General features: G+C 51.6%; 16 protein-coding genes and 2 pseudogenes. 4 read left to right on the top strand and 14 right to left on the bottom strand.

Annotated elements, in window-relative coordinates; all coding sequences use genetic code 11:
* Positions 1-289: 289 nt before the first annotated feature.
* The 7 genes and pseudogenes from C812_RS08410 to C812_RS08440 all read right to left on the bottom strand — a co-directional run bounded on the left by C812_RS08410 (position 290) and on the right by C812_RS08440 (position 5,886).
* On the bottom strand, positions 290-1,075 hold the full coding sequence (locus tag C812_RS08410; protein ID WP_016312243.1) for an ABC transporter permease: 786 nt from the start codon (positions 1,073-1,075) through the stop codon (positions 290-292).
* Positions 1,076-1,082: 7 nt separating this feature from the next.
* Positions 1,083-1,886 carry an ABC transporter permease gene (locus tag C812_RS08415; RefSeq protein ID WP_016312244.1) on the bottom strand — a complete coding sequence of 268 codons (804 nt, stop codon included), beginning with the start codon at positions 1,884-1,886 and terminating at the stop codon, positions 1,083-1,085.
* A complete protein-coding gene (locus C812_RS08420; protein ID WP_016312245.1) occupies positions 1,879-2,937 on the bottom strand; it encodes an ABC transporter ATP-binding protein in 1,059 nt (352 codons plus the stop codon). The genes C812_RS08415 and C812_RS08420 overlap by 8 nt, the downstream gene beginning before the upstream one ends.
* 234 nt (positions 2,938-3,171) lie before the next feature.
* Positions 3,172-3,542 (bottom strand): annotated as a pseudogene (locus C812_RS21835) (DNA-binding response regulator); the annotation flags it as partial.
* Positions 3,505-3,939, bottom strand: a complete 435-nt coding sequence (locus C812_RS08430) for a hypothetical protein (RefSeq protein WP_016312246.1) — start codon at positions 3,937-3,939, stop codon at positions 3,505-3,507. The gene C812_RS08430 and the pseudogene C812_RS21835, both read right to left, overlap by 38 nt.
* A gap of 227 nt (positions 3,940-4,166) precedes the next feature.
* A complete protein-coding gene (locus C812_RS08435; RefSeq protein ID WP_016312247.1) occupies positions 4,167-5,168 on the bottom strand; it encodes a glycerophosphodiester phosphodiesterase family protein in 1,002 nt (333 codons plus the stop codon).
* Positions 5,169-5,199: 31 nt separating this feature from the next.
* Positions 5,200-5,886 (bottom strand): FHA domain-containing protein, encoded by a 687-nt coding sequence (locus C812_RS08440; RefSeq protein WP_016312248.1) that lies wholly within the window; start codon positions 5,884-5,886, stop codon positions 5,200-5,202.
* A 201-nt stretch (positions 5,887-6,087) separates the two neighbouring features.
* On the opposite strand from C812_RS08440, the gene C812_RS08445 reads away from it, so the two are divergent.
* A complete protein-coding gene (locus tag C812_RS08445) occupies positions 6,088-9,417 on the top strand; it encodes a DEAD/DEAH box helicase (RefSeq protein ID WP_016312249.1) in 3,330 nt (1,109 codons plus the stop codon).
* A gap of 65 nt (positions 9,418-9,482) precedes the next feature.
* On the opposite strand, the gene C812_RS22815 is transcribed toward C812_RS08445, so the two are convergent.
* Positions 9,483-9,875, bottom strand: coding sequence for a discoidin domain-containing protein (locus tag C812_RS22815; RefSeq protein WP_341860322.1), 393 nt, complete (start codon positions 9,873-9,875; stop codon positions 9,483-9,485).
* A 30-nt stretch (positions 9,876-9,905) separates the two neighbouring features.
* Positions 9,906-11,060, bottom strand: a pseudogene (locus tag C812_RS08450) (family 8 glycosyl hydrolase); the annotation flags it as partial.
* A 307-nt stretch (positions 11,061-11,367) separates the two neighbouring features.
* On the opposite strand from C812_RS08450, the gene C812_RS22530 reads away from it, so the two are divergent.
* Together C812_RS22530 and C812_RS08455 are read left to right on the top strand one after the other, a co-directional pair.
* On the top strand, positions 11,368-11,544 hold the full coding sequence (locus tag C812_RS22530; protein WP_016312251.1) for a hypothetical protein: 177 nt from the start codon (positions 11,368-11,370) through the stop codon (positions 11,542-11,544).
* 153 nt (positions 11,545-11,697) lie between these two features.
* Positions 11,698-12,555 (top strand): SDR family oxidoreductase, encoded by an 858-nt coding sequence (locus tag C812_RS08455; protein WP_016312252.1) that lies wholly within the window; start codon positions 11,698-11,700, stop codon positions 12,553-12,555.
* Positions 12,556-12,562: 7 nt separating this feature from the next.
* Here C812_RS08455 and C812_RS08460 read toward each other — a convergent pair whose 3' ends face one another.
* Both C812_RS08460 and C812_RS08465 read right to left on the bottom strand, forming a co-directional pair.
* Positions 12,563-13,828, bottom strand: a complete 1,266-nt coding sequence (locus tag C812_RS08460) for an MFS transporter (protein WP_016312253.1) — start codon at positions 13,826-13,828, stop codon at positions 12,563-12,565.
* 26 nt (positions 13,829-13,854) lie between these two features.
* Complete coding sequence (locus tag C812_RS08465) at positions 13,855-14,310, bottom strand: MarR family winged helix-turn-helix transcriptional regulator (RefSeq protein ID WP_244268296.1); 456 nt, start codon at positions 14,308-14,310, stop codon at positions 13,855-13,857.
* A 166-nt stretch (positions 14,311-14,476) separates the two neighbouring features.
* Between C812_RS08465 and C812_RS08470 the strand changes: the two genes are divergently transcribed.
* Complete coding sequence (locus C812_RS08470; RefSeq protein WP_016312255.1) at positions 14,477-15,253, top strand: YheC/YheD family protein; 777 nt, start codon at positions 14,477-14,479, stop codon at positions 15,251-15,253.
* 64 nt (positions 15,254-15,317) lie between these two features.
* On the opposite strand, the gene C812_RS08475 is transcribed toward C812_RS08470, so the two are convergent.
* The 3 genes from C812_RS08475 to C812_RS08485 form a co-directional block, all read right to left on the bottom strand.
* Positions 15,318-16,391, bottom strand: a complete 1,074-nt coding sequence (locus C812_RS08475; RefSeq protein WP_016312256.1) for a glycosyltransferase family 4 protein — start codon at positions 16,389-16,391, stop codon at positions 15,318-15,320.
* Positions 16,392-16,473: 82 nt separating this feature from the next.
* Entirely contained in the window at positions 16,474-16,890 is a 417-nt protein-coding gene (locus C812_RS08480) for a PaaI family thioesterase (RefSeq protein WP_016312257.1), read from the bottom strand.
* A 73-nt stretch (positions 16,891-16,963) separates the two neighbouring features.
* Complete coding sequence (locus C812_RS08485) at positions 16,964-18,658, bottom strand: long-chain-fatty-acid--CoA ligase (protein WP_016312258.1); 1,695 nt, start codon at positions 18,656-18,658, stop codon at positions 16,964-16,966.
* Positions 18,659-18,682 lie beyond the last annotated feature (24 nt).

Below are 18,682 nucleotides of genomic sequence, written 5' to 3' on the forward strand. Positions count from 1 at the left end.
GTTCCATAAATCGATGTAAACACACAAGAAAATGAGCTGGACTGCGATAACACAAAACTTGTAGGTCAGGACTCCGGATTTAGGGGGCCTAGCCGAAAGTGCAGTTAGAAACGAAGATTTCTCGTAAATCGACTCCAAATGCCGGAAAGGAACTGTACTTTTACATCTAAATCACGAAAATAGCCTGTTTCTGCAAAAATGAACTGCACTTTTGCAGTTGAAGCAGCTGACGAGAACGAACATAAGCCGGTGCCCCATGAAGGGACGCCGGCTTTATTCATACTAATGTTTACGATCCAGCCCCGCGATATCGCTTAACCCCATAATTCCATGCGGTCAGGCCAATCGCTAAGAATACGATGCCAACCAGCGGGGTGAGCCATGCCATCCGCCACATCTCCTCGCGCTCCAGGAACAATGAAGCCGGATAGACGCCAACAAAGGCAAACGGCAGGATCCAGGTCAGCAGCACTTGAATCGCCCGGTTGTAAATCGTCACTGGATAGCGCCCGTACCCCTGCACGTTGTACATCAGCGGCAAGATCCCGGTTGGCGCATCCGAATAAAACGACAAGGACGTCAACGTCGTGTAGATGCCCGTGTATATCGCTACAGCGCTAATCGTAAACAATAGCAGCACAGGAATCGTCCACCACTCGAAGCTAAGCCCCAACTGCCCGCCGCTGATCAGCATAATGATGCCCCCAATGATCGAGCCGACGAGAGCTGGCGGATCTACGTTTTCCAGGAAGATCTGGAACAGATTATACGCCGGACGCGTCATAATCCGGTCCATCTCCCCCTTCACAATGTACCGCTCACTGAAGTTCCACAGGTTGACGAAGCAGCTAAACACACCAAACGGCACCATAAAGAAACCGTAAACGAACACCACTTCGCTTTCACTCCAACCGCCCAAGCTGTTGGTGTGCATAAAGATCACAAAGATAAAGATCAGGTTGGTTGCCTGAAACAACAGATCGGAAATGACCTCCACCCAAAAGTCGGCGCGGTAGGTCATGCGGGTTTTCATGTAATTTTTCAAGTATTCGCCCATGAGGCCTAAGTAGTACATGCTTCCCTTAACCTCCTTGCACGAACAGGCGTTTCCGCGAAGCACGGTACAGCCCAATCATCGGAATGAGCAGAATCAAGAACCAGATCACCTGAATGCCAAGCACGTTCCAGATCGAAGCGCCTTGAATTCGGCCGGTAAAGACCGAACCCGGCAAATAGGTAATCGCCTGAAAAGGCAGGAACGACATGATGCCGCCCAGCCAGGCCGGGAATAAGCTGATCGGGATAATCAGGCCGGAGAACAAATCCACAACCACCCGTTTCATACGCATAAACCCTTCGTTATTTTCCACGAAAAAAGACATCAATCCCGTAATCACGTTCAGCTGCGAATTGATCAAGAAGCTGAAGAACAACATCACCAGGAACCCTGCCCAAGCGCTTAATTCAGTTGGCAATTTGACCGGAAAGAGCACCATCGCAATCGCCATGCCCGGGATCATCAGCATCATGAAGCGGAACATCCCTTCGCCAAGTCCTTGCATCATTTTGACGATCAGGTAGTTATAAGGGCGGATAAATTGAATTGCAATGCTTCCATCTCGAATATCCGTGGAGATTTCACGATCCAGATTATTAAAATAAAACGCCCGAGCCATCCAGGATACGGCCAGGTAGGTCGTCATCTGTGAAGCGGTGAAACCGCCAAGCTCGCCGCCGTCGCCGTAAATCGCCTTCCACGTAAAATAATAAACCCCGATGTTCAAGGAATAGATCAGAATGCCCGAATAATAGTTCACCCGATACGCCAGCATTGTCAAAAAACGAATGCGGATAAAATCGAGATAGGCCCCCCACTGGTTAGACATGGATGACTGCACCTTCTTTGCTCTCCACTTCCGCTTCAGAGTTCGCCGGTTTGTCCGCCGAGCCGGATTGGTAAATGCTGCGGACGATTTCGTCGGTGTTGGTTTCGATAATTTTGATATCGGTGATGTCCGCTTGGCCGACCACTTGACCCAATACCTCGGAGACACCGATATCCCGCGGAATCCAGACCTTGGCGTTCAGGTCGTTCTCAGCCGTCCAGATGACGGGAAGCGTGCCCGTCCAGCTCCGCAATTGATCGAGCTTGGTGGCTGTTCCGAACTGGAATAAGACTTCCTTGCCCGTCCCCCAGCGGTCCTTCAACTCCTCTAAGCCGCCGTCGTAAATGATCCGGCCGTCGTCGAGCATGATGACGCGGGAGCAAAGTGCCTCGATATCCTGCAAGTCATGGGTTGTCAGCAAGATCGTTGTTCCGTGGTTGCGGTTCATATCTTTAAGAAAATCGCGAATTTCCGATTTGACTACGATGTCGAGACCAATCGTCGGCTCGTCCAGGAAGACGATCGACGGGTTGTGCAGCAGCGCCGCGACCAGCTCACAGCGCATCCGTTGGCCTAGACTGAGCTTACGTACCGGACGGTTCAGCAAATCCTGCAGCTGAAGGCGCTCCACCAGCTCGTCTAGCCGTTTCTTATAATCGGCTTGCGGTACGCGATATACCTTACGCAGCAGCTCAAACGACTCGATGACGCCGATATCCCACCAAAGCTGGCTGCGCTGGCCAAAGACGACGCCAATATGCTGCACGAACTTTTCGCGCTCGGCGTATGGCACGAAGCCGCCAACCTTCAAATGTCCCGACGTCGGCACCAAAATACCAGTCAGCATTTTGATGGTGGTCGATTTTCCGGCCCCGTTTTCCCCGATATATCCGCAGATCTCTCCCTCTGGAATCTGAAACGAAATATCTTTCACGGCGGCCACCTCGTTGTATTCCCGCTTAAATAAATCAAGAAAGGCCCCTTTGAGGCCTTCGCGGTTTTTCTGCACCTTAAAAGTCTTGCGCAAATCGCGCACTTCAATGGCAGCCATGATGTATCCCTCGCTTTTTTGAATCAATTTATGAGTCCGCTAAAGATTATATAGTAACTTCCAACAAAGCACCACCCCTAAGGGATGAGGGTTTTTAGATCCATACGTCATCATTATCCCTTTGGGTCAGAGAGCAAGAAGAAACACCCACTCTCCGCAAGTCACGGAGGTTTTTGCTCCCTTAACGAAAGGGATAATCCTATAAAAGAAGCAGCAAAACGGTCATAGGCATCTCTACAAATTAAAGCGGTAGCCAACGCCCCAAATCGTCTCGATATATTGCGGCTGCGAAGGGTCCTGCTCAATTTTTCCCGAAGCTTGCTGATGTAGACGGTGACGGTGGCCAGATCGCCCAGCGAATCCATCCCCCAGATCTTCTCAAACAGATCATCCTTGGAAAATACCCGGTTTGGATGCAACGCCAAAAAGAGCAGCATTTGTCAATGCGCAAGCCACGGATCTGCAGCTCGTCCTTCCTTGTTCGCAGAGACCATGAGAATTGGAATATCCCTGGCTTCACGAACTTGCTTGCAGATCTCAAAACCGTCCACGCCCGGCAGCATCAGATCAAGTACAAGCAAATCGTAAGGCTCCGCAAGTGCAAGTATTGTTGTCCCCACGCCAAGCTAACTGTCCGCCGTTATTGGCAATATTCATCAGCACTCGCTTCAGCGTCAAGCCCGTCATCTCCAGCACCTCATCGATTCGTGAAGGTGGTAACTCCGGATAGCAACGTGCGGCTTGGCGAAGGTTCTGCCTTCCGGTCATATAGTCGTACGCATCCGCCGCCTCAATGACGCAGCCTACTTGGGCCATAGCCTGCTCATCGATCACCACGAGGCTGCCTTGGTTCGTTAAGCTGGATGCAGCATGCGTATGCTTAATAGCGGCTTTATACGTTTCATACCCGTTCGTTCCAGCCATAGCGGACAACCCGCTGCCGAGGAGCAGGGCCGCTCCAATCCCGAATACCGCTCCGCGCTTGATCCATTTTGAGTTCATCTTCAACTTCCTTTCCCTTTGTTTTGTCTCACCTTCCTAAGCTTAGCCCCCGGGTCTAAATTGCTTCTAAACGAAATCTAAAAAGCCGGCTCAATGTCTATGGAAAGACATCAAGCCGGCCATGAAGCCAGTAATTATAGAGATTTTAAGATATTTCGTATGACTCAAGAGTAAAGAGGAAGATCGCTGACAGATGTATTTCTTCCTCTTTAAAGGTTGTTTCGTTCTCAATCGTTCATTCTAGTTCCAGTTTGAACCGCCTTAGCGATTCGGTCGACTCGGTTCGTCCAGATCCAGCCGCTGTATCCGGCGGGCAGGCGCTTTACGTCTTCCAAAGTATCGAAGCCGCTTGAGAAATCACTGCCGTCCCCTCCGACGATAACAACGCGGGTGTTCGCTCGCTCCATACGGCTTAGAAATTTATCCGGCCAGCCCCACAGCCAAGGCGCGATTTTCTCAGGGATGTGCAGCTCGGTGTTTCGGCAAGCATCGGGGATGTACCCTGTCCAGCCGGAAGCCTCATACGAGAGCAGACATTGCTTTAACGTTGCCTTGGACATGACCCGCAGGTCCGGCAGGCGCTCCTTCAAGACCGCAATGGGCAGATCGCCGCCATAAACGGTTAACCAGTCCCGCTCCTCCTTCTTTAACGTCGACAGGTATGCCGCAAGCTGCTTCCCTTCCTCGGGGTCATCACTTTTGATGTGCAATAGCAGCGCCTTGCCGGGAAAATGCTCCACCACTTCAGGCAACGATGGCATCAGCCCAACCCCTTTGCCGCGAAACGGATACGTCTTGCCTTGATCGGCGGTATATCCGTATCCGATATCCAACATTTTCAGCTCCGCCATCGTATAGTCTTTCGTTGTGCCCTCCGCATTGGTCCGGCAATCCATCGTCCAATCATGGAACACGGCAAACTGCCCGTCCTTGGTTGGCTTCAGATCCAATTCCACCATATCAGCCCCGGCTGCAAAAGCGGCTTCCATAGATGGCAAGGTGTTCTCCAGAAATTCGTGCTCCGGTTCATATATCCGTTCGGCTGTGCACGTATCGTTCTCGATCCCCTCCATCGGGAAGGTTTGCGCCAGACCACGATGCGCCAGCAGCTTAGGTTCCCCGCCCTGAGCTGCGGTCAGATGAGGCGTATTGTTCAAGTAAACAAAAGCAATAAGGGCAAGCAATATCCATAGCGTTCTGCTTCTATATATCTTCCTGATCTTGCTCAAGCCAGTCTCCCCCGATCCTTCCTAACCTGTCCTATTCTGTCTCTAAAATATATCCGCTCCCCCGGATCGCATTGATCTGGAACGTATCGCGTCCATATTTCTTGCGAATCCGATAAATTAATGTCGTTAATTCATCGATCGTCACATCCGGTAACCCGTCAGGGCCAGGATTACGGTCATACCACACCGTCTGCTTAATCTCACGGATCGTCACCAGACGGTTCGCGTGATCATGGAGCAGTTGCAACAGCAAATATTCTTTTTCCGACATCGAAATTTTGACGCCGTTCACAATGCATTCCCGTTTCTCCCAATGGATCGTCACCGGTCCCTCGGTCGTCTCCGAATGCGTCGATTCATGTACAGGCTCAAACTCCAGCGTTTGTTCTCCAGGCGAATAAGAGAAATGCAGTACACAGGTGCCCCGCGCCAACTTCAGGATATCATTCGTTTCAAGCACATAAGGGGCATGCGGGATCATCCGGACCCCGTTCAGTTCCGTTCCATGACGGCTCCCCAGATCGTAGGCGACAGCACGGTCCCCTTCTTTCCGAATCATTAGATGTTTACGAGAAATAAAGATATTCGTAAAGGCCATATCCGGAAAACTCTCGGAAGACGTCCGACCGATTTCCGTCGTCTCTTGATCCAGGTAAATGCAGGTTCCCGGACGAAACGGGTCCCCGCGAAGAATATAAATACAGGCAAAGGTATCCATACCTAAGCTCCCTCCATTTTCTATACCATCATCATCTTATCTTAAGGGACGTCTTAAGAATATAGCAACCGCAGTGATATTATCCTCACAGCAGGCTGATTTCAACGCTCGTTTTTCAATAGTCGATTTTCTGTTATCATAGGGGGAGAACAAAAGGCGAACACCTGACGAACGGAAATTATACGAGAAAGGAATCCATGCATGAGTTTTCAGTTAACGGAGCGCGTCATTAAATTGTTATGCGGCCGAATCGCTTACGAGCGTGGAGAAGCATATTACCGGACCGGGAAAGTGGCCTTTCTCCGGTTGGACCACGGCTCCCGTGTCTATGAAGCGGCAGTGTCCGGAACCGGACACTATCATGTGTTGCTGCAAATCGATGAACACGGCGACGTGCATGCGGAATGCAACTGTCCCGCCTTCTATTCCTATAACAACTATTGCAAGCATATTGCCGCCGTCTTGCTGGGGGTTCATGACATGCTGCAAGGCGGTAAGGCGCCGGTTCGTCCGTTTCCGTCTCTGCTGCGGCAGCAGGATGACCTTCAAGATTCAGTGGACGACGATCGCAATGGATCCTACAGCCTGATCCAGCGTAAACAACCTGGGGACATCCCTTCCCGCGATATCTGGATCGCCCGTGATATGATGCGCTTGTTTGAAGAGACTGCCCCGCCGCCGCTGCGGACCGGACTAAAGTTTGATCAGCGGACGCCGCTGGAGGTGGAATTTACACTCCATCCGGTGCCGTACGGCTACCGTAAGTACTTGTTCGGTCTGGAGCTGAAGATCGGCGAGAAACGTCTGTATATCGTCAAGAACATTCGGGATTTTCTCGATAAAATCTCACGCGGCGAGCCATACAGCTTCACCAAACATTTCAACTACGACCCGGAACGTTACGCCTTTCGGCCGGAGGATGAAGCGATCCTGCAGAAGCTGGCGGAAATCCAGCGCAATGAGCAGATGTTTCACGAGAGCCTTGGAGGATATTCCCTTAAATCGAACGGGGTTTCCGATCGACTGTTGCCGGTGCCGCCTGTCTTTTGGGACGGTCTGCTGCCGCTGCTCATCCAAGCTCCGCTCGTGCAATTGGAGCAAGATGGCCGCATCTGGCCGGGGCTTGAAGTGACAGACGGGCCGCTGCCACTTAGCTTTCAACTCGGCCAAGCCGGGGACGAGAGCTATCAGTTTTCCGCCCAGGGCCTGGATGATGTTCTAGTCATGGACGTCTATGGCATCATTTTATCGGAAGGTAAGCTGATCCGCCTCTCGCCCTCGCAAACTCGCCGGCTCGCTGAATTAAAACATATGATGATTACCGCGCGAAAACCGTATATCCTCATCTCTCCGGACCAGATCGAGCCCTTCGTTGAACGGGTGCTTCCCGGGTTGACAAAGTTCGGATCTATTCATGTCGAGGAGAAGGTCGCCAGCCGCATGGTACGGACCCAGCTGAAAGCCCGGCTGTACCTCGATCGGGTTAAGGACCGCCTCCTGGCGGGCTTGGAATTCCAATACGGTGATATCGTGTTTAACCCCTTGGATGATCATGGTCCCAAGCGAGGAACGGATTTGATCTTACTGCGCGACACTGAGAAGGAACGGGAAATTATAAATCTGTTGGATTCCGGCTACATGACCCGGACCGAAAGCGCCTATTTCCTCGATGACGAAGAGGCGGAATACGAATTCCTGTATCATGTCGTTCCAGAGCTGGAGAAGCTTGTGGACATTTATGCCACCTCGGCTGTCAAGACCCGGCTTATCACCGACCTTCGACCGCCGAAAATATCCGTGGAGCTCGACGAGCGTACGGATTGGCTGGAGTTTCGCTTCAGCATGACCGGGATCGGTGAATCGGAAATCCGCGGATTGCTTCAGGCACTGGAGGAGAAGCGCAAATACTACCGGTTGCCAAACGGTGCATTAATGCCGCTTGAAAGCGAGGAGTTTCAGGAGATCGTCAAGTTCCTGAACGAATTTGGCTTGCGCCAAAGCGATATCCGCGGGCTGGAATTCCGTGTACCGGTGATCCGCGGATTGCATATCCAGGAAGACCGTGGACAAGGCCCAGTGAAGCTGGGCAAAGCGTACCGCGAGTTGCTGCATAACCTGCAGCATCCCAGCCACCTGGACTTTCCGGTGCCGCCACAGCTCTCCGATGTACTTCGCGACTACCAGGTTTACGGTTATCAGTGGCTTAAGACACTGGCCTACTATCGCTTCGGCGGCATTCTTGCCGATGATATGGGGCTTGGAAAGACGCTGCAAAGCATCGCTTATCTCATATCGGTGCTGCCGGAGATCGCCGAATCTGGACAGCCAGCGTTGATCGTCTGCCCTGCTTCCCTGGTGTACAACTGGCGGAACGAGCTGACGAAATTCGCACCAAACATTAAGGCGGTAATCGCCGACGGAAGTAAAGCTGAACGGGTGCGAACCTTGCGCGAGGCGTCGCAAGCGGATGTAGTGATCACCTCCTATCCACTGCTGCGCCGCGATATTGAGCAGTTCGCTGAACTGACGTTCCATACACTGATTTTGGACGAGGCTCAAAGCTTCAAAAATCACGCCAGCCAAACGGCCCAAGCCGTGAAGAGCTTGCAAGCCAAGTACCGGTTCGCCTTAACCGGCACTCCGGTAGAGAACTCGCTGGAAGAGTTATGGTCGATTTTTAGCGCCGTCTTTCCAGAGTTATTCCCTAGTCGCCAGGCGTTTAACGATTTGTCCCGGGAGACGGTAGCCAAACGCATCCGCCCTTTCGTCCTGCGCCGGCTGAAAACCGACGTGCTGAAGGAGCTGCCGGAAAAAATCGAGTCCCTTCAACCTTCTGAGCTGCTGCCTGAACAGAAGAAGCTGTACCTGGCCTACCTGGCCAAGCTGCAGCAGGAGACGCTTAAGCATTTGGATGACGACACGTTCGGGCAGAACCGTATTCGCATTTTGGCTGGCTTAACCCGGCTGCGCCAGCTATGCTGCCATCCGGCCTTATTCGTTGACGGCTATGACGGCGGTTCAGCGAAGTTTGACCAACTGATGGAAATGATCGAAGAATGCCAAAGCGCCGGCAAACGCGTACTGATCTTCTCCCAATTTACGGAGATGCTCGGATTGATTGGCCGAGAGCTGGGCTACCGAGGGTTGCCTTTCTTTTATCTCGATGGGAAGACGCCAGCTGCCGAACGGGTAGAGTTATGCGATCGCTTTAACGACGGGGAACGCGATTTGTTTCTCATCTCGCTGAAGGCCGGAGGCACTGGCCTGAACTTAACCGGTGCGGATACCGTCATTCTTTATGATCTATGGTGGAATCCCGCGGTCGAGCAGCAGGCGGCGGACCGGGCTTATCGGATCGGGCAGAAGAATATCGTACATGTCATTCGCATGGTTGCCCAAGGCACCGTGGAAGACAAAATGTACGAGCTGCAGCAGAAGAAAAAGCACCTCGTCGAAGAGGTGCTGAAGCCTGGACAAGAGGCCATTTCCGCGCTGACCGAGCAAGAAATTCGCGAAATCTTGATGATCTAATCTGTAACTTAAAAAAGGGATCGGAAGCGCCGAATCATTTCGGCAGTTCCGGTCCCTTCTTCATTTCACTGACCTGTCACTTCAAACTCGTAAAGGGAATACCCGTAAGGTGTCCCCCGCTCGATGCCATACATGCGGACATATCTTGCCGGCTGCGGCGAAAGCGGGATTTCATCAAGTCCTCCATCTCCGCTTGAAGTCGAATATACTTCCTGCCAATGCTCTGGCGCTCCGCTGTCCGTGGAGATTTCAATCTTGTACCGCTTGGCGTATGCCACCTCCCACCGCAGCTTGACGCCGGTGATTTGATGTACGGCACCCAGATCAACGTAAATCCATTCCGGATCGGTCCCCTCGCGACTGGCCCAGCGCGTCATCTGGTTGCCGTCTATCGCCTTGTCCGGTTCAAACCCCACGCCTTCCATTGTGCTGGATACCGCTGTTTTATTCAGGGCCAGATTCGGAGCTTCCGGTACAGTTGCCCCGCCGGGCTTCCACCAATTCCCCGATAGGAACAGCAAGTTCAGCAAATTGTAGGTATCGCTGAAGTAATCCTCTTTCTTATTCTTCATCCAGTCCCAGCCCGCATTCACCCAAGCTTGATGATTGGAATTCGCCGTTCCCGCCGAGATGAACGGAGCGACAAATACCGCTGTGGCATAATTTCCTATGGCTGTGCCGTCCAGCTTGTAGCCATTTTTGATATTTGCAGGTGCACCGCCGGTTTTCGTTTTGATCCAGCTCACCATTTTGTCGGCGAGCGCTTTCGCTCTGGTATCGCCGTATAACGCATAATCCATAACGATGCGCAGCGGTACACGGCTTGCATTATAGTAATATTGATTCGTTTCTTTGAACTCATCCAGATACCACTCTGGCGCAGGTCTTGGCGGGTTACCCACCACAAAGTCAGAGATCAGTCCGGTATTCGGAGAATATGTTGCGCTAAACTGTTGATACACGTCGTACAAATGATCTATCACATGAATCCAAGTCTCATCCCCTGTGACCTCATAAAAAGCGCGCAAATGACTGAGCATCCAGTCCGACGGCCGTGTATTCAGCGCATCCTTACCGTCCCAATCTCCAAGATTAAGCCGATTACCAGATGTAACATAGCTTGCTTTAATGCCGTCGGTAATCATTTTTTTCGCTTCTTGCAAATAGTTGATCGCCCCGCCCGAGCCCCACTGGTTGTGAGCTAAAATCAACGAATAAGCGATGTCCAAATCACCGTCGGTAGCTGACCCAAAATGGCCTTGAGCGGCTTTGCTGTCCGCTACTACCCAACCCATCAAGTTCGGATTTCCGCTGCTCTTATATGTACGTGCCGTCTTAAACAATCCGTCATAAATCGTCTTGGCGTTCGGATCATAACCTGCCATCAGCACGGTGATGATCATGCCGTAGCCCTGACCTTCGGAGGAACCAAGCGCGGTAAACCCGTCGGGATCTCCCGTAATATTGCCCTTCACATAGTAACCGCCCGGCAAAGAAGACAAATTGTTGCGAAGATAAGTCGCTTTCCAATAATCGTAATATGACGCCACAGCCTGATTCATCGCGGCTTGGGTGACGTGGCTTGGCTTGATGATTCCCGGATAGCTGATCTGCTGCGGGAACGGCTTCATTTCCCCTGCGGCGTTGGCGGGAGCAGCCGGTGCAACGGCCCCAAACGTGGTGGCTATAAAGAAACACAGCAAAACTAGACAAACCTTTTGAAGCTTCATCATCATTCCTCCTCAAAGCGAAAGTGGAAAGCCTGTCTTTCGTTAAGCGACTTCGGAGTTGCAACGAATGAAACGCAAGGATGTCCCAATTCCTATTTTATTCCAGCTTTTTATAAATATAAACTAATTTCTACAGGTCTGAAACATGAAATCACCGTGATCGGGATACCCTATGGAAGGTAATGACTACTACCGAGAGAATCACTTAAGGAGGATCAGCATGGAGCATCAAAATCAACAAGCCCGCGATGAGGCTGAGCTGCGCAACAAATTAAACGAGCAAGGGGATTCATTGGCGGAGAAGAAGAAGATCGAAAACGGCGTGGACATTGAGCCGGAAGCCGATGAATGGGTGGCCAAGCCGGTGCCGTTCACCGATACAGATTCCGCGAAATAACCTTCCTCTTTCGTTGATCATCCGCAGGGTTCCTGGATGGAGCCGCTGCGGATATTTTATTATCCATCAACGCTTCCCAGAGGACAGGATAATGAACCTTTAGCGCGAATATCATGGTACAGAGGTTGATTTGAAATCTGGGAGCGTGAAAATATGGAAGCGTTTACACAAGATTTATTAAAGGATAAGGTGATTCTGATCACCGGAGGCGGTACAGGGTTGGGACGGGCCATGGCTGGTCGGTTCTTGCAACTTGGCGCCAAGGTTGCTATCTGCGGGCGGCGTGAAGAAGTATTGGAACAAACCGCTGAAGAACTATCCTCTGCATATGGCGGTGAGGTTTTCCGGCAACGTTGTGATGTTCGCGATCCCGGACAAGTCCATAATTGCGTAGATGCCGTATGGCAACATTTCGGTCGAATCGATACTCTTGTCAACAACGCTGCCGGTAATTTTATCAGCCCGACGGAACGCTTATCGCCGAATGCTGTTAATGCGGTACTGGGTATCGTATTGCACGGCACGTTTTACATGACATTAGAGGTGGGAAAACGCTGGATTGAACAGCGGTTGCCCGGAACGATGCTGAACATTGTCACGACCTACGCTTCGACCGGATCGGGATACGTCGTGCCCTCCGCCGCTGCCAAAGCTGGCGTACTTGCGCTGACCCGCTCCCTCGCCGTCGAGTGGGCACCTCACGGGATCCGTCAGGTGGCGATCGCACCCGGACCGTTTCCGACGGAAGGCGCCTGGTCTCGCCTCTCCCCTACTCCGGAGCTGGAGGCGAAAATGCTGGGACGCGTACCGCTTGGAAGAACCGGCCGCCCCGAAGAGCTGGCGGACCTAGCCGCTTTCCTCGTCTCGGATGCCGCCGGATACATCAACGGCGAGGTGGTCACGATTGACGGTGGGGAATGGCTGCGCGGGGCCGGACAGTTTAACGACCTTGCCGAAGTGACAGAAGAACAGTGGGATCGCTTGTCCGAGTTAACGCGCAAAGGGAAATAGCTGCGCCTTAGCTCGTGCTGCTTACCTTCACTTCAGCGCGGTCTGCCGGATCATTTTTCGTGGATAACCGCTTGTTCCCCAACAAATGTGACACAACGTAAAAGATCAGGAACAATCCCATAACCCCGGCGGAATAACGGTACATCACCGCATAATTCGTGGCGGAAGCGATAGCTCCCAGAATGATTGCACCAATGGCAACACCAAAATCTGTGGTATTAAAAAACATGCTGTTCGCCATTCCGTATTGCTCCGGTGTGCTGGATCGCAGCATCCAAGCCTGCAGCGTAGGCTGGGTCGCCCCGAAGCCAAGTCCATACAGTAACGCCGAAACGATCAGCATTGGCAGCGACTGGGTGAAGGACAAAACAACCATGCTCGCAACTACCAAAAGCGCTGCAGGAATCAGGACGGCCCCAGGGCCCTTCGCATCAAAGATTCTGCCGGAGATCGGACGAATGATGACCACCGTGGCCGCATTAAACAAGAAAAATAACCCCACTTGTTCCAAGTGGATAAATTCGCCGAAGAGAGCGATAAAGCTTAACAGACCGCTGTAGGTGATCGACAATAACATATTTAGAAATGCTGGCAACAAAAATTTACGGTTAAACGACGTACGACGTTCCAGGGCCGGGGCGCCGGCTCTCGGTGTCGTTTTCTTCTCGCTTGCTTTCATCTCTTGATTATGGTTTCTTGGCAATGCTCGGGTAATTAGCAACAACGGGATCACTACCAGAACAGCCCATGCCCCCGTCAAGGTCAACGTGCCAAAACCGTACTTCTGCAGTATATTTAAACCCATCATTGGGCCGATCGACATCGCCAAGCTGCTCGACAACCCATAATACCCAATGCCTTCCCCCATTCGAGTTGGCGGAATGATCCGTGATGCCAACGTTGGCAAAATGGTGCTGCCAATCCCAAAACCAACACCGTAACCGGCCCGTAACAGCATCAATCCTCCAACCGATCCAGCCCAATGATTGAATTCAGTCATAAGTGCTGCGATGATTAAGCCAGTGAACAGCAGAACGTTAGGTGAAAACTTCCGCAGCATCGCTGCTGTGAGGAAACGAGCCAAAATTGCGGATACCGCAAAAACGCTGGTCACGAGACTGACCTCTAAATCACTGGCGGCAAGGTCATTTTTGACATAAGATGAAAGTGAAGACAACAGCATTTGCAAATTCAGAAATAACAAAAAAGCAGAGATCGTTAATGATATAAACGATCTCGTCCATAATCGGTCTGATTCCTTGTGTAAATTCATTTCTTCGCCTCTAATCTACTTAGTTGTCAACCTTTGTTTTGCGATTCTTCACCGAGCTGAAGATGGATGCGCTGGAGCAACTCCACGAGCTTCTCGTATTCCTCCGCATCCATGAGCTGCTTCACCTCTTCATTTACGCCCCGTTCGATCGGCAACGTTTCACAGATCAGTTCTCTTCCCCGCTCGGTTGCAAATACGACAAACGATCTTCGATCCCGCTCCCCCGCTTGCTTGCGAACGAGTCCTTTGCTTTCCAGCAAGTCGATAATTCGAGTAATCGTTGGCTTGTCCTTTCCGGTTCGATCCGCAATCTCTTTCTGGATCAAGCCATCTGAATTATAGATCTTATGAAGTACGGACCATTGCTCGGTGGTAATGTCATAATCCTTCAATCGATGCTGCAGTAATGCTGTGATTTTGCGGTAAGCCATCCCCATGATATATCCGATGGCCAGCTCGTGCTGAGAGTGCTCACTTCTCACCATATGTCACACCTTGCTTTAATAGTTGTCTTGACAATTATATGCCAACGAACTAATTAAGGTCAATCATCTGTCTATTTTCAGGGCGGGTAGGTGATCATCTTTCCCTTTTCCAGTGCGGACGAATACATTACCATAAAAAACATCTCGAAGGGGAACCGCGATCATGAAAACTGCTCGTCACCCGCGTCATATCACAAGCAAGCTGAAAAAAAATGAAGCGTTGATGCATAGCAAGACGCTGCGGAGCTATCTCCCTGAAACCCGCCGATTTACTAAAGAGAATTTGCATAGTATGCTGCTGAGATACCATATGGTCTACGTTAAGCCAGTGAATGGCACGTGGGGAAAAGGCGTCATGCGGGTCGAATATAAACCTTATTCCAGACACGGGATCTACCAACACCAGCTTGACAAGAAGGTGTGGGCCCATCATTCAGTGGATGAACTCTATCACTCGATTCGAAAACATAAGCTGAAAGGTCGGTATCTCGTTCAGCAAGGCATCGAGCTGCTCAAATACGATCAGCGACGCTTCGACCTGCGTGTCATGGTGCAACGTACCCCGCAGAAGGTTTGGAAGACGACCGGTATTATCGGCAGGCTGGCCCATCCGAAGAAGATCGTCACCAACTATCATAATGAAGGGAAGCTTGTGTCGGTGGAAAAGCTGCTTTCCCCCTATTTGAAAGGATCGCGGCTCAAGTCCTATACCAGCATGCTAGGGAATTTTGGGGAAGACATTGCCAATCACTTAAGGAAGAGCTTCCCCGGGTTGCGCGAAATCGGTGTTGATGTGGCGCTTGACCAGAAGATGCGGCCTTGGATTCTTGAGGTGAACACTTCGCCGGATCCGTTCATCTTCCAGAAACTGAAGGATAAGAGCATCTTCCGCACCATCATGAAATATGCTCGTGCTTATGGCAAATATAAGCGGAAATAAAATAAAAAGCGGACGAAGGCTAAGCCACAGGGCATCCTATCGTCCGTTTTGGGTTGGATAAGGTTTATGAACCAAACTGCCGATAGATTCCCATCAGCTTCTTGGCCGTTTGCTTCCATCCGAACTTCTCAACAGCGTCCTTCCGCGCTTGTCTGGACATTCGAGCGGTCAGTTCCCGATCCCGTGCCAGCTTCAGAATCCACTTCGCATGCTCTTCAGAGTTGCGGTAGGCATCGACGAGGTAACCATTCGAACCGTGTTTGACGATCTCCCCAATCCCGCCAATATTGGATGCGACGACGGGAAGACCAGATGCCATCGCTTCCACATTCACCAGACCAAACGCTTCATGCTCCTGTGACGGACACGCAAACAGATCGGCCTGCTGGAACTTGCGGTGGATGGAACGATGCGGAACTTTGCCGGTAAATGTGACAGGCACTCCCTTCGCCCTGGCTAAACGCTTGAGTTCTCTTAAATATCCGGGTTTACCGCCGCCAACTACGGTTAAGCTAACCGGCCCATATTCCTTGCGCACACGGCTAATCGCCCGGATCAGAACCGGAACCCCTTTGCGTGGAATGACCCGCCCCGCGAACAAGACGCGGAATGTTTCAGAGTGCCCTGCTCCGCTTGCCGGGCTAAACCGAGCGGTGTCTACACCAAGATGCACCTTGCGCAGTTTCCCCGCATGCCGTGGGAAGCGCGCGGCTAAATTCGCTTTCAGCGAATCGCTGTTGGCAATAATCAGGTCGGCTCGGCTCAGACTTTCGTTCACTTTGGTGGTGGGTTTCACAAACGTCAGCGAATGCAGGAACAACGTGACGGGAGTATGGGGAAACGCCGCCTTGATTTTGGCCATATAATGCGGACGATTATCGACTTGAATCAGGTCATACCGTCTCCCTTTCAAGTAATGCAAAACGGAGGCAATATACTTACTGGAGCTTCCACTGCTCACCCGGACGATCGTTAAGTTCCCCATCCGGCTGACGCTGGGCAAGTTACGGGCCTTTCTGCTGATCAGCGTAACGCGATGATTCACGGCCAATTGCTTGGCGATGGCTAGCATGCTGATCTCCACGGAGCCGTTCCCGGGAACCGGGATCTGCTCGGGCGCCACCATCAAAATATTCATAGGCTCCTCCTAACACATATGTCCTTGCGTTTATTCACCATATGCGTTAGGAGGACTTCCTGCGCAGGTATCCACCTAAACGTCAGGTCACGCGGAACGTTCCTGTTCCAAATGCGCAGATTTCACCTTGATCCAGCCGTGCATACGCCATCGTGGTCACCGATTTACGCGATATGTGAACCAGTTCAGCAGTCACAGTGATCGATCCCTTCACGGCTTTGGTGACGTAATTTAAGTTTAAGTTCGTTGTCACCACACTGGCTTCCGGTTTGGCAATCATCGCCAGCAGTCCCATTGCCGAATCGATCAACGTCGCATGAACCCCCCCGTGGACGATACCGATCAAGTTCAAGTGATGCGGCTGAATCTGAAGGCACATCACAACCCGCTGCTCATTCGCTTCAACCACTTCACAGCCGAGATAATCCACAAACGAGCCAATCGCCGCTTGATTCCACAACGCTAAACGTTGCTGCAGATCTTCTGAATCCGCTTTCATTTCAGATAACCTCCGTTCATCCCGTTCGCTGCCTTAAGGCCCAAATTCTGCTTCGGATTAAGCACACCAACGGTCACTTTTCTTTCGCTTGAGGTGGATTCTGGCGTTCCTCTTCCTCCTCCACGAGCTTACGGCGCAGCACTTTACCGGCCAACGTTTTCGGAAGACTATCCCGAAATTCGTAAACTTTCGGCACCTTATAAGCAGCGAGCTTCTCCTTGCACCAGCGTTTGATGCCCTCCTCGTCCGGTACTGCCCCTTCTTTCAGAACGATATACGCTTTGACCGTCTCGCCGCGATATCGGTCGAAGATACCAGCCACAATTGCCTCTTCCACGTCCGGATGCTCGAACAACACCTCTTCGACCTCCCGCGGATAAATGTTATATCCTCCGGCAATGATCAAATCTTTGCGCCGATCTAAAATGTAGAAGAATCCGTCTTCATCCATCCGCCCTAAATCTCCGGTGAGCAGCCACCCGTCACGCAGCGTCTTGTACGTTTCCTCCGGGCGGTTCCAGTATCCCCGCATCACTTGAGGGCCCCGTACGGCCAACTCGCCGATTTCACCAACCGGCACCTCCTCGAGCGTATCGGGCTGCACGATCATCGCATCGGTATCGGGAAATGGGATGCCGATCGATCCGGTTTTCCGCATCCCCCAGATGTTGTTGGCATGCGTGACCGGAGATGCTTCAGTTAATCCGTAGCCCTCGATCAGCTTGCCGCCGGTGATTTCCTCAAACCGGGTTTGGACCTCAAGCGGCAACGGAGCCGCACCGCTGACGCAAACATTAATCGAAGATAAATCGTACCCGGCAACGTCCTTATGATTAATGATTGCAACATACATCGTTGGTGCACCAGGAAATACCGTTGGTTTTTTGAGATGGATCATCTGCAGCACCTGATTAATTTCAAACCGAGGCATGAGCAGCAGGGTTCCACCTAAAGAAACGGATTGATTTAACAGCACCGTCATGCCAAACACATGGAAAAATGGGAGCGCCGCTAAATACTTCTCCTTCGCCGGCCTCGCCCGGTAGAACCAGAGCTGGTTTTGAATCGTATTGGCTACCAGATTCATGTGCGTCAGCATGACCCCTTTGGCAAAGCCCGTGGTCCCGCCGGTGTATTGCAATAACGCTAAATCCTGCTCGGGATCCACTTCCACATGGCAGGGCTCGGGGCTGCCGCTGGCAAGAAAGGATGGAAACGCGATTAAGCGATCATTGTAGTTTAAATGAACCAGCATGCCGTCTTTTTTGGCTTTGATCGGATACAGTAAATTTTTGGGGAAAGGTAAATAGTCCTTAATCGAGGTTGTAATGATATATTCCATGGGATGCAGCTTGGTCGCTGTTCTTACCCGCTCCACGAGCGGATCTAACGTCACGATCACGCGTGCGCCTGCATCCGTGAGCTGATGCTCCAGCTCCCTAGGCATATAAAGTGGATTCGTCATGACGGCGATCCCGCCCATGAGCAGTGTTCCGTAATAGGCGATCACCGTCTGCGGGCAATTCGGCAGCATGATGGCTACCCGGTCCCCCTTGCGAATGCCCAGCTTTCGCAGGGCATTCGCAAATTGGTACGACTGTTGCAGCAGGGTGCGGTAATTCATCTTTTTTCCCATAAACTCCAGAGCCGTAACTTCGGGGTAACGAGCAGCCGTAACTTCTAAAAAGTGGGCGAGATTTTGCTTCGGATAATCATAGGTCGGTGGTACTTCAGCAGGGTAGAACTTCAGCCAAGGTTTACTCGACATACGCCTTGCCTCCCAACCTCGCAA

The sequence above is a fragment of the Paenibacillus barengoltzii G22 genome, from assembly GCF_000403375.2.
In the GTDB taxonomy this organism is placed as follows: domain Bacteria; phylum Bacillota; class Bacilli; order Paenibacillales; family Paenibacillaceae; genus Fontibacillus; species Fontibacillus barengoltzii.

Bases quoted from the DNA above. Each gene is read 5' to 3' on its own strand.
- C812_RS22530 (WP_016312251.1), top strand. From the start codon at position 11,368: ATGGAGCATCAAAATCAACAAGCCCGCGATGAGGCTGAGCTGCGCAAC.
- C812_RS08430 (WP_016312246.1), bottom strand. From the start codon at position 3,939: ATGAACTCAAAATGGATCAAGCGCGGAGCGGTATTCGGGATTGGAGCG.
- C812_RS08415 (WP_016312244.1), bottom strand. From the start codon at position 1,886: ATGTCTAACCAGTGGGGGGCCTATCTCGATTTTATCCGCATTCGTTTT.
- C812_RS08420 (WP_016312245.1), bottom strand. From the start codon at position 2,937: ATGGCTGCCATTGAAGTGCGCGATTTGCGCAAGACTTTTAAGGTGCAG.
- C812_RS08470 (WP_016312255.1), top strand. From the start codon at position 14,477: ATGAAAACTGCTCGTCACCCGCGTCATATCACAAGCAAGCTGAAAAAA.
- C812_RS08480 (WP_016312257.1), bottom strand. From the start codon at position 16,890: ATGAAAGCGGATTCAGAAGATCTGCAGCAACGTTTAGCGTTGTGGAAT.
- C812_RS08460 (WP_016312253.1), bottom strand. From the start codon at position 13,828: ATGAATTTACACAAGGAATCAGACCGATTATGGACGAGATCGTTTATA.
- C812_RS08445 (WP_016312249.1), top strand. From the start codon at position 6,088: ATGAGTTTTCAGTTAACGGAGCGCGTCATTAAATTGTTATGCGGCCGA.
- C812_RS08485 (WP_016312258.1), bottom strand. From the start codon at position 18,658: ATGTCGAGTAAACCTTGGCTGAAGTTCTACCCTGCTGAAGTACCACCG.
- C812_RS08475 (WP_016312256.1), bottom strand. From the start codon at position 16,391: ATGAATATTTTGATGGTGGCGCCCGAGCAGATCCCGGTTCCCGGGAAC.
- C812_RS08440 (WP_016312248.1), bottom strand. From the start codon at position 5,886: ATGGATACCTTTGCCTGTATTTATATTCTTCGCGGGGACCCGTTTCGT.
- C812_RS08455 (WP_016312252.1), top strand. From the start codon at position 11,698: ATGGAAGCGTTTACACAAGATTTATTAAAGGATAAGGTGATTCTGATC.
- C812_RS08410 (WP_016312243.1), bottom strand. From the start codon at position 1,075: ATGTACTACTTAGGCCTCATGGGCGAATACTTGAAAAATTACATGAAA.